General features: G+C 36.9%; 15 protein-coding genes. 2 read left to right on the top strand and 13 right to left on the bottom strand.

Annotated elements, in window-relative coordinates; genetic code table 11:
* Together F3H01_RS09400 and F3H01_RS04085 are read left to right on the top strand one after the other, a co-directional pair.
* On the top strand, nucleotides 1-397 hold a 397-nt coding region (locus F3H01_RS09400), incomplete at its 5' end, for a uracil-DNA glycosylase family protein (RefSeq protein WP_316349172.1).
* Nucleotides 394-1644 carry a hypothetical protein gene (locus F3H01_RS04085; protein ID WP_149724942.1) on the top strand — a complete coding sequence of 417 codons (1251 nt, stop codon included), beginning with the start codon at nucleotides 394-396 and terminating at the stop codon, nucleotides 1642-1644. The genes F3H01_RS09400 and F3H01_RS04085, both read left to right, overlap by 4 nt.
* Nucleotides 1645-1688: 44 nt before the next feature.
* Here the strand turns inward: F3H01_RS04085 and F3H01_RS04080 are convergent, their stop codons facing one another.
* The 13 genes from F3H01_RS04080 to F3H01_RS04020 form a co-directional block, all read right to left on the bottom strand.
* Nucleotides 1689-2078, bottom strand: a complete 390-nt coding sequence (locus tag F3H01_RS04080) for a YbgC/FadM family acyl-CoA thioesterase (protein WP_021090498.1) — start codon at nucleotides 2076-2078, stop codon at nucleotides 1689-1691.
* Nucleotides 2079-2250: 172 nt separating this feature from the next.
* A complete protein-coding gene (locus tag F3H01_RS04075; protein ID WP_149724941.1) occupies nucleotides 2251-3423 on the bottom strand; it encodes a Cj0814 family flagellar-dependent secreted protein in 1173 nt (390 codons plus the stop codon).
* Between the two features lie 117 nt (nucleotides 3424-3540).
* Complete coding sequence (locus F3H01_RS04070; protein ID WP_149724940.1) at nucleotides 3541-4065, bottom strand: threonine/serine exporter family protein; 525 nt, start codon at nucleotides 4063-4065, stop codon at nucleotides 3541-3543.
* Entirely contained in the window at nucleotides 4058-4840 is a 783-nt protein-coding gene (locus F3H01_RS04065; RefSeq protein ID WP_149724939.1) for a threonine/serine exporter family protein, read from the bottom strand. The genes F3H01_RS04070 and F3H01_RS04065 overlap by 8 nt, the downstream gene beginning before the upstream one ends.
* A complete protein-coding gene (locus F3H01_RS04060) occupies nucleotides 4824-5303 on the bottom strand; it encodes a DUF4149 domain-containing protein (RefSeq protein WP_149724938.1) in 480 nt (159 codons plus the stop codon). Before F3H01_RS04060 ends, F3H01_RS04065 begins: the two co-directional genes overlap by 17 nt.
* Nucleotides 5304-5313: 10 nt before the next feature.
* Nucleotides 5314-6126, bottom strand: a complete 813-nt coding sequence (gene prmC / locus F3H01_RS04055; RefSeq protein ID WP_149724937.1) for a peptide chain release factor N(5)-glutamine methyltransferase — start codon at nucleotides 6124-6126, stop codon at nucleotides 5314-5316.
* Complete coding sequence (locus F3H01_RS04050; RefSeq protein WP_149724936.1) at nucleotides 6116-7318, bottom strand: M48 family metallopeptidase; 1203 nt, start codon at nucleotides 7316-7318, stop codon at nucleotides 6116-6118. Before F3H01_RS04050 ends, prmC begins: the two co-directional genes overlap by 11 nt.
* Before the next feature lie 11 nt (nucleotides 7319-7329).
* The gene (locus F3H01_RS04045; protein WP_149724935.1) at nucleotides 7330-8703 is read right to left on the bottom strand and encodes a sodium-dependent transporter; all 1374 of its coding nucleotides are present in this window, start codon (nucleotides 8701-8703) and stop codon (nucleotides 7330-7332) included.
* 179 nt (nucleotides 8704-8882) lie between these two features.
* Nucleotides 8883-9323, bottom strand: a complete 441-nt coding sequence (locus F3H01_RS04040; RefSeq protein ID WP_149724934.1) for a hypothetical protein — start codon at nucleotides 9321-9323, stop codon at nucleotides 8883-8885.
* 107 nt (nucleotides 9324-9430) lie between these two features.
* Complete coding sequence (locus F3H01_RS04035) at nucleotides 9431-10231, bottom strand: 3'-5' exonuclease (protein WP_149724933.1); 801 nt, start codon at nucleotides 10229-10231, stop codon at nucleotides 9431-9433.
* On the bottom strand, nucleotides 10228-10875 hold the full coding sequence (gene rpe, locus F3H01_RS04030) for a ribulose-phosphate 3-epimerase (protein ID WP_149724932.1): 648 nt from the start codon (nucleotides 10873-10875) through the stop codon (nucleotides 10228-10230). The genes F3H01_RS04035 and rpe overlap by 4 nt, the downstream gene beginning before the upstream one ends.
* Before the next feature lie 9 nt (nucleotides 10876-10884).
* The gene (locus F3H01_RS04025; protein WP_188116347.1) at nucleotides 10885-12207 is read right to left on the bottom strand and encodes a hypothetical protein; all 1323 of its coding nucleotides are present in this window, start codon (nucleotides 12205-12207) and stop codon (nucleotides 10885-10887) included.
* 47 nt (nucleotides 12208-12254) lie between these two features.
* Nucleotides 12255-13001 (bottom strand): hypothetical protein, encoded by a 747-nt coding sequence (locus F3H01_RS04020; RefSeq protein WP_149724930.1) that lies wholly within the window; start codon nucleotides 12999-13001, stop codon nucleotides 12255-12257.
* Nucleotides 13002-13020 lie beyond the last annotated feature (19 nt).

Here is a 13020-nt window from a genome sequence, read left to right as displayed (position 1 = left end):
AAATAACAGTAAAAAATTTTTAGAAAATGCAATAAAAAAAAGTTTAAATTTAGATATAAAAGAAATTTATATAAGTTCTCTACTTCGGTGTGAAATTTCACAAAATGATGATAAAAGTCCAATTTTAAGCCGTTCTATTGAGCTTTGTCGTCCTTATTTGTTTGAAGAGATTAGGCTGATAAAGCCAAAGATAATCGTGGCTTTAGGAGAGAAAGCTTTTGTCCATTTATATCCAAATTTATTATTAAAAGGCGGATTTTCAAGCATAAGAGGTAGTATTTTAAAAAATGAAAACAGCCTTATTTTACCAACGTTTTCGCCAGAGTGGATCAGCAAAAATCCTAGTTTTGAAAATATTTTTATAGATGATTTAAGTAAGATCAAAGGAGTGATATGAGAAAAATTTTACTTTTTTTAGCCATTTTTTCGACTATTTTTGCATCGCAAGATGAGATAAATTTTGAGAGTAATGTTACAAAAAACCAAAGTATATCAAGCATACCTCCAGCAAAGATTACTTATATAAATTTAGAACCAGAATTCTGTGATAATGCCTGCTTAAATGAGCTTATCAAGGCTGATTTACTGGCTAGTTTTATGGCGAGATTTGAGCCAACAAAAATAGACGATAACGCTCTTTTGGAGCTTTATATCTCTCTTGGTGGTGAAGCTATTTTAAAAGTTAATAAAAGCGGCAAAATCGCTGTAATCATCCCACAAAAGATTATAAAATCTTATGCAAATGTTGTATCAAACGCGGTCTTAAGCTATGTCTTAAAGCAAGATGCAGATGTTGAGATCAAATTTATAAATAGCAACGATGAAAGCCCACAAAGTCTTACAAATGCTATGCAAACGGCTAGAGTCCAAGGCTTTAATTATTTTATCGCAGCCCTTACATCAAATGGTGCAAACATTATGAATTCGCTAGTTCTATCAAATGAGCTTATCTACATTCCAAGCGTTCATAGCTCTTTTATCATAAATCCAAAGCCAAATTTGATCTTTGGTGGCATTGATTATAAAGAGCAAATTTCAGCTTTGCTAGCTTACTCTAACGAAAAAATAGTTGCATTTGATGATGGTAGTTCATTAGGGCAAAAGCTAAATGAATATGTCCGCATGCAAAGTAGCGATTATCATGAAGCCTCTATCGTAGGCAAAGATATAAATTTAAACGATACTTTAAGCAAAAAATCCAAATTTGATAATGCAAGTATATTTTTAAACATCCCAATCGTCAAAGCTTCTCTTGTAGCAACGCAGATGAGGGGCTTTGAGATAAAACCATACGCACTTTTAAGTACGCAGATAAATTTTTTACCAAATATCTTTAATGCCATCGCGCAAAGAGATAGACAAAATCTTTTCATTGCAAACTCACTAAATCCTATTAACGACTTATTTTTGGGGCTTGGTGATCTTTTTGATGTAGATTTTAGATATTCACAAATCGGCTATTCAAGTGCTTTTGGTGCCGAGTATATATATACAAATTTTATAGATAAAAGTGCTGATAGAATTTTTACCGAAAGAGTTGAAAACTCTCAAGTTTTATATGGAGTTAAAATTTATAACGCAAAAAGCGACCACTTTAACGAAGCAAATCAAGAAATTTTACTCGATCAAAATAGCTCAATGTAAAAGCACAAAGTGGCTAAAGTTAAATTTCTAAACTTAGCCACGATCTAAAATTTAGAATTCTCCAAAAATTTCTTTATCTCATCATTTATCTTAGCAAGCTTTTCTTCTTTCATAAATGCTAACGTAATCGTCGCTCTAAAGAGTAGTTTTTCGGCATTTTTGTCATCAAATTTATAAATTTCTTGCTCCAAAACAAGGCTAGCTTTTTTAAGCTCTAAAATTTTAGTTCTAACAAATACTTCATCGCCAAGCACAGCAGAAGCTATAAATTTAGCCTCAAGCGACGAAACTACAAAGTATCCGCCCTCTTTTGTGAAATTTAATCCAGCCTGAAAAAATGCTTCACTTCTAGCTCGCTCGCAAAATTTTATGTAGTTTGTATGATAGACTATGCCACCAGCATCGGTATCTTCGTAGTAGATTCGTATTTTCACAGCCACTCCTTAGGCTTTTAGATTAAGGCACATTTTACTGATTTTTCTTAAAAGACCCATTATATCCGTCTCTTTTTCCTCATGCGTTTTTAAATTTTACCCGTGAGTGCTACTAAAATCAAAATTTACGTTTGCATTAAATCCGTTTACGCCGCTTATCATATTAATCCTTTTAAGCCTTTATATCCACGCTCTTAGCGTTAAATTTCATCATCGCCCGAAGTTCTTCTAAATTTTTTCTAGTATTTTGCTCTAGCTCTTTGTCGTATTTTCTGTTTTTACCCAGCATCTTTTGCGTTCGCTTTTCTTGCCTGGTTAGCTTTTCTAGGCGTTTTTGCGCCTCTTTCATATCCTCTTGCATTATTTCAAAGAGGCTTTTTGATTCTTTGCCGTCGTCGCTAACGTTTATCTCGCCGACAAATTTTAAACTCCTTGCAAAATCTACGAAATCTTTTAAATCTTGAGGCAATGAATCTACTAAAGATTGCGAGTATTTATCGTATTTATGTCCATGCAAGTCGGTAAAGGCTTTAATTTTTGCTTGGTACTCTTGCGAGGATATGTTTTTATCCAGCCCGTTAATCTTGCCGTGATAGGTGGTTTCACCTTCTATGGCGTGACTATTTTTGTTTAAAATACCGATCAAAAGCCCGCCTTTGGTTATATTGCCGTCTTTACCCGTATATTTGTCTTTTGTAGTATCAAAATACATCCCGCTGTTTATATCTTCTTTGCCGCCGCTGTTGCTGTTTAATATATCGGTAGAGGGTTTTAAGCTCTTATGCTCTGAGTAGTAACCGATCGTGGAGCTATTATAAAAAGTAGTCGTTATGCTAGTTCGTTCATTTCTCTGAAAGCTACTATCGGCTCCCATATAGTCTGATATTTTGCTATGAAGCTTTAATACCTTGAGCGTTTTATTGTCGTATTCATATCCTTGAGGAAATTTAGCGAGATCTTCTTTGTTAAAACTTTCTTTGGAATTTAAAACGTCCTCGCCAACTACTTGGGATAAAATTTTATATGCATTGCCGACTGTTTTGGCTATATCTATGTTTTTAAAATCAGCTTTTAAAATGCCCGAATTAGTATTTACGTTCACGAGAGATTTTAAGGTATCAGAGTGGATTTTGTAGTCCTTTGGGATACCTGCGGCTTCGTTAAATTCGGACGTAAAATATCCGTCCGCATCTACTTTATAGCCTAAAACTTCGTTAAATTTGTGCTCGACCGTATTCGGCTGCGAGATTTCATTTTTATATATGATTTGACTCTTTATGCTATGTTTTTCGTTTAGCTGAAAATTTTTAGCGACGATAGAAAATCCGCCGATACCGCTTAACATCATAAATCCTTTTTAAAATTTAGTTTTAAGCTATATCGGCTAAATTGAGAAAATATCTAGTAAAAATAATAAAAACTATCAAAAAGCCATACAAAATTTCTATGCCAAAAGTTAAAATTACTCGCGCATCTTTCTCGTCGCCAGATCACACTTAGCGCCGCGAGTAATCATCAAGGACTGATCGTAAAACAAAATCAGCACTACCGAAACGCCCACGCCTAGAGCTAGCGAGACCGTCGTGGTCGTGATAGCGTTGTCGAAAAATATGATTAGGTATTCGTTTTTCTTAGCAATATCAGTCTCGTTTAGAAACGAAAACAGCGCCAAAATACCCTTATACGCGTAAACCCCAGGCACCATCGGCAAAAGCGCGGGAAACGCGATGATCTCGGCGGGCACTTTGAGCCGTTTGGCAAAGAGCATACCCAAAATTCCGCTTAAAAATGAGACAATAAGCGTAGCGACGCTGATGTTAAAAAATCCCATCTGCATGATCCAAAAGCGGCTAGCGTGCGCAAAAGCCGCAAGTAGCGCGCAAAATGCGAGAGTCCTTTTTGGCGGAGAGCTAGCGTAGGCAAAGCCAAGCCCCGCCACCGCGGCAAAAGCGCCGTCTATGAGAGTTGCGGTAAAAAGCTCAAACATGTAAAATCTCCGCATTGCTAAGCGAGAGCGTGATATAGACGCCCACCGCGATGCAAAGTATCAGGATGCCCGTGCTCACGGCTCTGCTGATGCCTACTAGCGTGTTGTCATTTAGGATATCAAAGACCGAGTTTATGAGAAAAACGCCCGGCATCAAAAACAGTATCGACGAACCGATCGCCACGTCGCTAGTGTGCGTAAAGCCGTAAAATACGCCAAGATAGGCGATAAAAGAGACCACAAACGAGACCAAAACGTACTGGATTTTTAAATTTACGCCCATTTTAGCAAGCGCAAATCTAAGGCTATACCCCACGAGCGTCGCGAAAAATACGCAAGCTACCGAGCCCATATCACCGCCAAAAAGCTTGCAAAACGCCGCATTTGCAAGACTGATCAAAATAAGCGAGCTTGCAAATTTGTTCGCCCCGATGCGCATGACGCCCTCAAACTGCTCTTTTGCCTCGTTTAAGCTTAAATTTTCATCTAAAATCCGCCAGCTAAGCGATGAAAGCTCGGAAATGCGGTTAAAGCTCACATGACCAAACGGGATCTTTTTCACATAGGTTCGGCGCAGGGAGTTGTCGACCGAGTCCATGACACTAATCGTAAAATACTTCACGAAAATCGTCACGCTAATATCGTAGCCGTAGTGTTTAGCTATGCGATCTACACACTTTTCTACACGCGCTGTGTAGGTGCCAGCGCTCACCATCGCCGTCGTGTATTCAGCTAGAAAATTTGTTAAAACTTGAATATCAGGCTTTGCGTTCATTTTGGCTAATCTTAAATTTCACAAAAAATAAAATGATTTGTAAAACAAGCATGATTTTCATCACATATTCGCTTGCACTATGCATTTTGGCAAATTCAGCCGTCTGTGTCGCATCGACCCCCAAATTCTGAGCGTAAACTATAAAAGGTGTAAAGAAAAATACAAAGCTCAAAGCTAAAGCCAAATTTAAAAAAGCAAGCATTAACATGCTAAATTTTAGTGAAAAAATAAGCTTTTTTCTAAGATCAAATAGCTCGCTAATCACTACAACTATGCTTACAAAAAGCAAAATATAATTAAATTTCAAAAATATCTTTGTCATCATTTGACCGCTCATAAAATGCGTAAGTACGCCATCTCCTATGATGCTTTGTGGGAAAAATATGACTGGCGCCACCAAGATACCAAGCGTTAGCTCAGCTCCTATAAGTACTGCCAAAAGCAAAAAATAAACTCCTCTCAAACTCTCTCCTTTATATTTTTAACTTCGCGCAAAAGCCTCTATCAAAGCCAGCTAAATCTTTGTAAAAACTATACTCAAAACCATTGGCCTCTAAGAATTTTTGCATACTTGCTTTTTGATCGTACCCCATCTCACAAGCAACGTTTTTGATATTACGATCTTTGGCTATGAGAATAATATCTTTCAAGATTTCATCTCCTACTTCGCCTCCAAAGAGCGCACTTTCTGGCTCATTTAGTACAAATTTACTAAGTTTATAGCCTCTTGCAATATATGGCGGATTTGAAACCAAAATATCAATATCTTCTAAAATTTCATCCACATAAGAGCAGTTTAAAAATTTGATCCTCCCACCTACATCAAATTTATCTGCATTTTTTTTAGTAAGCATCAAAGCTTTTTCGTTGATGTCTGTTGCTACGATATTTGCCTTTGTTTTTAGAGCTAGCATGATACTAATAATGCCACTCCCTGTGCCTATTTCTGCGATCTTTGGCTCTTTATATTCGCGTGAAATTTCTATTACTTTATCCACTAAAATTTCTGTTTCAGGTCTTGGGATAAGCACTCCACTTTCCACGTAAAAATCAAGCCCATAAAAGCTAGCTTTACCAGTTATATATTCAAGAGGCTCGTAGTTTTCATACCTTTTAACTAGAGCGAAATAGCCGCTCTCATCAAATTCATTTTTTTGATTTAAAAATACCCATTCAATGCTCACGTCAAGATAGTTCATAAGCAAAATTTTAGCCACTCTGCTTGGATTTTGGCAAAGTGAGCTTAGCCTTAAACTAGCCTCTTTAAGAGCCTCTTCAACTTTCATTTTCCAGCTCGTTTATACGCTCAAAGAGGCTTGGGTGCGAATGATAGACGAACGCATAGAGCTGATGAGCCTTCGGGAAGGCCTTGTTTTCGGAGCCTAGCTTTTTTAGCGCGCTTATCATGTCAGCTTTGTTTGAGACGTCGCCAGCGAATCTATCGGCGCCAAATTCGTTCGCGCGGCTAAAATACGAGCTCACCGGCGAAAATAAAAACCCGAAAATCGGCGAAAAAAGCAGCAAAAACACGATCACTCCGCCGCCTCCGCTATGAAGCCCAAGCGCTTGATACGCCGCGTCAGGGATGTTGCCAAATATAAAAAACATCGCAAAAAGCATAACCGCGCTTAGAGCGATCATTTTTAGGATATCTTTATGCTTAAAATGCCCCAGCTCATGCCCCAAAACAGCGATTATCTCATCTAAGCTTAGCTTTTTAACGAGCGTGTCGAAAAGCACCACGCGTTTAGTCGTGCCAAGGCCGCCGAAATAGGCGTTTAGGCGGTTGTCGCGCTTGCTAGCGTCTATCGTAAAAACGCCACTACTTTTAAACCCGCACCGCGCCAAAAGCCCTTCAATACGGCTTTTTAGCTCGCCCTCTTCTAGCGGCTGCATTTTGTTAAAAATTGGCGCGATGAGCGTCGGGTAGATGAGATTTATAACAAGCGCGATGGCAAAGCTAAGCAAAAACGCCCAAAACCACCAAAAATCGCCCAAAAATCTAATGCAAAGTAGCACCAGCCACACAAACAGCGTGCCAAAAACCAGCGTTAGCGCGAGCGTTTTAAGCAGGTCAAGCGCGAAAATTTTAGGCGTTACGTTTGAAAAGCCGAGCTTTTTATCTTTGACGAAGGTTTCGTAGATGTTTAGCGGTAGCTCCAGCAGCGACGAAACAAGCAAAAATACCATAACCATAAAGACATTATCGCCTATATCTCCCGTTTTATAGGCATGCCCCGATATCGCGCCAAGCCCCCAGCACGCCCACATCATAAATATCGCAGCGTGATAAAGTAGGCTAATTAGCTCAAATTTTTGATTGCTTATCGCTACGGCGGCAGCGGTTTCGTATTCATTCTGCTCTAGCACGACGGCTGGCTTTTTAGCCTCTGCGCGGATAAAGTTTATCTGCAAAATCGCCAGCCACGCCTTTGCGGCAACGTAAAAAAAGTAAATACCGAGTAAAAAATAAAACATATTTTTACGCCCTATTTTAAAAAATTATCGTAAAACGAGCTGATAAAAAGTACCAAAATGATAAACGGTACGACAAATTTTATATACCAAAACCAGATATTTATTAGTTTTGCATGTTTTTCACTACCTTGCAAAATTTCTTTTTTTGCATCATCTTTTAGCACCCAGCCTACGAATATTGCACAACCAAATGATGTAAATACAAAAAATATCGTTGCGCTTATTGCATCATATGCGTCAAAAATATTCTTACCAAAAATGCTTACATGACTTAGTATGTTTGTGGCCATTAGCGAAGGTAAATTTCCTAAAACAAATATACCACCAAGGACTAAAAATATTGCTTTTTTGCGTTTTATCTTAAATTTTTCTTGAAGTGTTGTGATTATTACTTCATATATTGGTAGTGATGTTGTAAGCGCGGCGATCATTAATAGTGTAAAAAACGCAACCGCAAAAAAACCACCAAATGGCATGTGAGAAAAAACGATCGGCAGGCTCTTAAACACGAGGCTTGGACCACTATCTGGCGATACACCATAGCTAAAAAGAGAAGGAAAAATCATAAAGCCTGCAAGCACGGCAATTACCGTATTTAAAATGCCTGTAATGATAGAAATTTTAACCAAACCCTCATCCTTTTTCACAAAGCTAGAAAGCGTGATCATCACACCAAAACCAAGCGAGAGCGCAAAAAATACCTGCCCCAAAACATCAACGAAAAGCTTTAAATTTATCTTTGAGAAATTAGGCGTTAAGTAAAATTTTACGCCTTCTATTGCACCATCAAGCGTGATATTTTTAGCGATCATAATAAGCATTAAAATAAAAAGTAGTGGCATTAAAAATTTCGCTGATCGCTCGATACCGCCGACCGCACCCTGCACCAAAATAGCGTAATTAACCAGCACAAAAACAAGAGTCGCAAAGCTGATAGCAAGTGGATTGCTTACGATATTTTGCTCATAAAACGCACTTGTCTCCTCAAAACTAACCACATGCGAGAGATCAAGCAAACCAAATGAAATTTGGGCGATGTAGTTTAGCACCCAGCCACCAATAACCATATAGTAAGCCATAATGCCAAAAGCACCAACAAGCCCCATCCAGCCAACGATCTGCCACTTTTTGCTGATCTTTTTGCCATTTATCGATCCACCAAAAGCATCCACAGCGTTGCATTTTAGGCGTCTACCGATCGCATTTTCAACTAGAATCATCGGTATGCCGATCACGATCATCGCGATACAAAACACGAGCACATAAGCGCCGCCACCGTTTTGCCCGACTAGATACGGGAAGCGCCACGTCGCGCCAAAGCCAACCGTAGCTCCTGCAACAGCTAAAATGTATGTGAGCCTTGAACTCCAAGATTTTCTATCCATCTTTTTGCCTTTGTGAAAAATAGGGATTATATAAAAAAATTGATTAAATTTTGCTAGCAACAAGCGGTGTTAGGATGCAAGCCCGGTTTTTTGTTAATTTTAAGAATTTTTACGAATAATTTTTCTTTCACATTTTGTTTTTATGGACAATTTTAGACAACTGCTTAAAAATAAATTTATTAGTGCAAAACACCAAATTCCACATATCCCTCCATCGCAATAAACAATATCCAGTCCTCCTTGGGACTACAAAAATAGTGATGTTCTGGGATATTTCCAACTATAAATTTTAAAAAATCATAAAAATACTCAGGCGCAAATTTAATCTCTATATTTGTTAAACTATCGCCGATGTAGCTTATCTCACCACTTAAAATTTTACTTTTGATGCTTGGATTTGAGCTGAGAAATTTTTTAATGTCGGCAAAATTTTTATATTTAACCGTTTTGTAACCTTTTAAATTTCTCAAAACTAGCTTTGAGCCGATAAAGGTCAAATTTTGTTCTATAAACTCCGCTCCATCATTACTCACGCACCAATTTCTACCAAAATTTGACAAAAAAGCGAGCATCTCATCGTCAGCTGAGATTAAATTTGAAACTAAATTTTTCTGACTCATTTGCCTCCTTTTTTATAAAATTTAGCAAAACTGCCCACAATCCTTTAAAAACAAAGATCACATAAAAATTAATGATAAAATTTAGGATTATGGATAATTTTTTATTGCTAATTCGCACACAAAACCGGTTCAGGTTTTAGCTTCACGCTTGGAGCCGTTTTGCTAAAGTTTATGAGATCCTCTGTCGTTTGGATACTAAAAGGTAGGCGTGTGAGGCAGACTTTAAAAATTTCAGCTGCTGCTATTGCATCATTTAACGCTCTGTGGTGGGTATTATTTATGCCAAGAAGCTCTTTTAGCGAGCCAAGTCCGTATTTTTGCGAAGCGATAGTGCGGCGACTAAGATCGATGGTACAAAGCTTTCTGTTTAGCAGCATACCAAGACCGATCTCATTCAGGCTATGAGAGATAAAGCCATAGTCGAAATTTACGTTGTGCGCTATAAAGACGCTAGTTCCTAGAAAAATTTTAAACCGCTCAAGTACGTTTAGCAAATTTGGCGCGCCAACTAAATCGCTAGCCTTTATGCCGGTTAGCTCGGTGATATTTTCAGGTACCACAGGAGCTGCCACAAAGCTTTCAAAACGCCCTATTTCAACGCCATTTTTCATTTTGATTGCACCGATTTCAATGATCTGACCACTCGTCGTACCACCAGTCGTTTCGATATCAACCACGCAAAATTCCTGCTCGCCAATATCTCTAAATCTCGTACCAAGCTCGATCTCATTCTCTTCATTTCTGGTAATGTCAAGCCCAAGGGTTCGCCACATATCAAGATCGCGCACGTCAATGAGTGATGAAATTTCTTCAATATCGCTAAATCTTAAAATAAACTCATGATAGCTTAAATTTTGCTTGGCTAAAATTTCTATGCTATTTTCTAAACGCTGTTTTTTTGGTTTCAAAACTCAAGCTTTATGGCGCGAATGGCTTGTTTGTAAGAATTTGACGAGAAGATGTAGTTGCCAGCCACCAAAATATCAGCTCCAGCCTCTTCAAGATCAGGCGCATTTAGTCCGTTTACGCCGCCATCCACTTCGATGAGGCACTTGGCGTTTTTGCGTTCTATTAGCTCCCTTAGTGCCCTTGTCTTTTCAAGCACGACTGGCATAAATTTCTGACCGCCAAAGCCAGGATTTACGCTCATCAAAAGCACCATATCGACTTCATCAATAATATGCTCGATCGCACTAACTGGCGTATGCGGATTTAACACGATGCCAGGGCCAACGCCATTTTTCCTGATGTGATCGATGAGCCTTAATGGATGCTTCTCTTCTTCAATGTGAAAGGTTAGAAATTTTGGCTTTAGTGGCAAGAAAAGATCAGCAAAAAACGAGTTATTTTCAACCATTAAATGTATATCAAGTGGCTTTGTGGCTGCTTTTGCAACGGCATTTACCACAACTGGTCCGATAGTTAAATTTGGCACAAAATGCCCATCCATAACATCAACATGCACCAGATCGCACCCAGCCTCACAAATAGCTCTTATCTCAGCTGCCAAATTTCCAAAATCAGCCGATAAAATACTAGGTGCAACATACATTTCTTCTCCTTACTTGGTTACAAATACAAAGCCTATTTCGTCATCTTTTACATCTAGTCTATTCATGATGCCTACACTATTGTGATCAAAAAAAACATCATCGGATAAAATTTTAGGCAAACTAACTTTTACTTTTATGCCTTTTTGCCAAAGATGAGTCAAAAATTTATCCGTAATGATACTAAAAATTTGAGAATATCCACTTAAATAATCATTTGAATCATTGCCTTCAGGCATAAAAATAGAGCAAATTTTATCTAACTTATATTTTTTTACACCAAATAGCACTCTTGCATAAATATCACCATAATACTGAACACAAATACGCAAATAATCGCACTCATCCTCTATGTCAAGCGCACTAACTTTGGTATCAACACACAAAATTTCTTCTTCCGCTAACTGCGAGATAATTTTGCTCGCAATTTGAGTCACATAAGATGAAATTTGAGCAACGCTCTTGTTAATATCTACTGGCTCTGCATCAAAGTCTCTTTTTTTAAGATAAAAAATAGTGTCATCTTTGTAAAAGTCATTTAAATTTTTATAGATAAATATATTTGCATCTTTAAGATACGTTACTAATTCAATAGATAAATTTGATTCGTTTATGCCACAAAGCGAAATAAATGCACCTGATCTTTTGCTAATGCTAGCAAGTTTGATTAGAAATTTTGCACCCCTTATATTTAAAGCGCCAGAAATATTTACCCATAAAATAAAAAATTTATATCCGATTTTTAGCATAATATCATGAGCTGACATATCAAAATCTTCAATAAAATCTGAGTCCATAAAACTTTTTATGGCATAAATAACAACACCATCTTTTATAAAAGTATCTATCTGATTTTGTCTTAATCTCACATGATTTAGCTGTGATACTGCATAACTATATAAATTCTTTTTTTTATTAAACTCGGTCGCATCTCTAGCCTCAACCACATCAAATGATCGATTTTTGAGATAATTGGCCAAATAGTGCTTGTACTGCTCAGTTGAGTTATAAATGAAAACTTTGTCATTTGCGTTGTTTAGAAATTTATTTAAAAACAAGCTTGCGATATTTTCACTTTCAAACATTGAAATATTTAAAATATTCTTAACTGTTTTCATCATCAATTCATAAAAAATTTCATTGTAATCGCAAATCGCAAATACCAAGCCAAGCTTTTGCGCTTCTTCGCTTAAATTTTCAATTACTCTACCAAGCCAAATAGGACTAAAAAATGTAACTTTTTTTAGTGAAAGCAGTATAGCGCTGATATCTCGCGATGAAATTTGGTTTATGTATTTTTCACTTAATTTTAACGGAACATTCTCTGCTTCCAAAAAACCAAAAGGCCTTATAATTGCCATAGAACCATTAAAAGTTAATTTCATTTTTGTAGAGCTTTTTTAATAAATATAATGGTTTGCATCTCTGGATAAACATTGATATCTAAAATTTTATCAACTCCAAAATCATAAAATTCAGGCCTACTGGACTCATAAGAGAGCAAAATCTCAAAAAAACAAAGCATCTCTTTATCAATCCTACTTAATGATTGTTTATTCATATTCATTGCTTTTAAAAAAATATCCCAAAGACTAAAGCCATATTTTTTTTGCAAAATTTTATTATAGCTTACGTCAGAATACAAAATAACGTCTGACATGCAAGATGGAAATTTCGAAAATAAATTCTCACACACTATAATACAGGCCATAGAATACGGAGCAAGTGATAAATAGTTGTAGCGTTTTTCTTTAAAAGAATTTAATACCTTTAGCCAATCTGATAAAATTTTAGCATTAAGCTCGATCAAATCGACGATTTTAAAATTAAATACCTTATAAATTTTTGGGGATTTTAAAAATATAAAATAAGAAAGCACTATCGCTCTAAAAGTATCAATGCCAAGCATATTTGCTATTACTACCAAATCGTCGCCATCATAAGGAATATCAAATTTTGCACGTTTAAAAATGGAGTTAAAATAAGTTTTAAAAGATGCTATATTTTGTAAAGTAATAACTGCCTCAGTTACATTACCAGCTAACAAGAAGTGTTCGATCTTTTCAAAAAGAGTTGGCATCTGTAAAACAAAATCAACATTTTTTTCGATCAACTCTTTACTAAGCATTTTGTATCACTCAAGATTT

The sequence above is a fragment of the Campylobacter concisus genome (genome assembly GCF_902460875.1).
GTDB lineage: Bacteria > Campylobacterota > Campylobacteria > Campylobacterales > Campylobacteraceae > Campylobacter_A > Campylobacter_A concisus_AA.
The sequence above is the reverse complement of the archived record's forward strand: the minus strand, read 5'-3'. Positions and strand labels throughout refer to the sequence as shown.

Bases quoted from the DNA above. Each gene is read 5' to 3' on its own strand.
- F3H01_RS04050 (WP_149724936.1), bottom strand. From the start codon at position 7,318: ATGTTTTATTTTTTACTCGGTATTTACTTTTTTTACGTTGCCGCAAAG.
- F3H01_RS04045 (WP_149724935.1), bottom strand. From the start codon at position 8,703: ATGGATAGAAAATCTTGGAGTTCAAGGCTCACATACATTTTAGCTGTT.
- F3H01_RS04070 (WP_149724940.1), bottom strand. From the start codon at position 4,065: ATGTTTGAGCTTTTTACCGCAACTCTCATAGACGGCGCTTTTGCCGCG.
- rpe (WP_149724932.1), bottom strand. From the start codon at position 10,875: ATGTATGTTGCACCTAGTATTTTATCGGCTGATTTTGGAAATTTGGCA.
- F3H01_RS04020 (WP_149724930.1), bottom strand. From the start codon at position 13,001: ATGCTTAGTAAAGAGTTGATCGAAAAAAATGTTGATTTTGTTTTACAG.
- F3H01_RS04040 (WP_149724934.1), bottom strand. From the start codon at position 9,323: ATGAGTCAGAAAAATTTAGTTTCAAATTTAATCTCAGCTGACGATGAG.
- F3H01_RS04085 (WP_149724942.1), top strand. From the start codon at position 394: ATGAGAAAAATTTTACTTTTTTTAGCCATTTTTTCGACTATTTTTGCA.
- F3H01_RS04075 (WP_149724941.1), bottom strand. From the start codon at position 3,423: ATGTTAAGCGGTATCGGCGGATTTTCTATCGTCGCTAAAAATTTTCAG.
- prmC (WP_149724937.1), bottom strand. From the start codon at position 6,126: ATGAAAGTTGAAGAGGCTCTTAAAGAGGCTAGTTTAAGGCTAAGCTCA.
- F3H01_RS04065 (WP_149724939.1), bottom strand. From the start codon at position 4,840: ATGAACGCAAAGCCTGATATTCAAGTTTTAACAAATTTTCTAGCTGAA.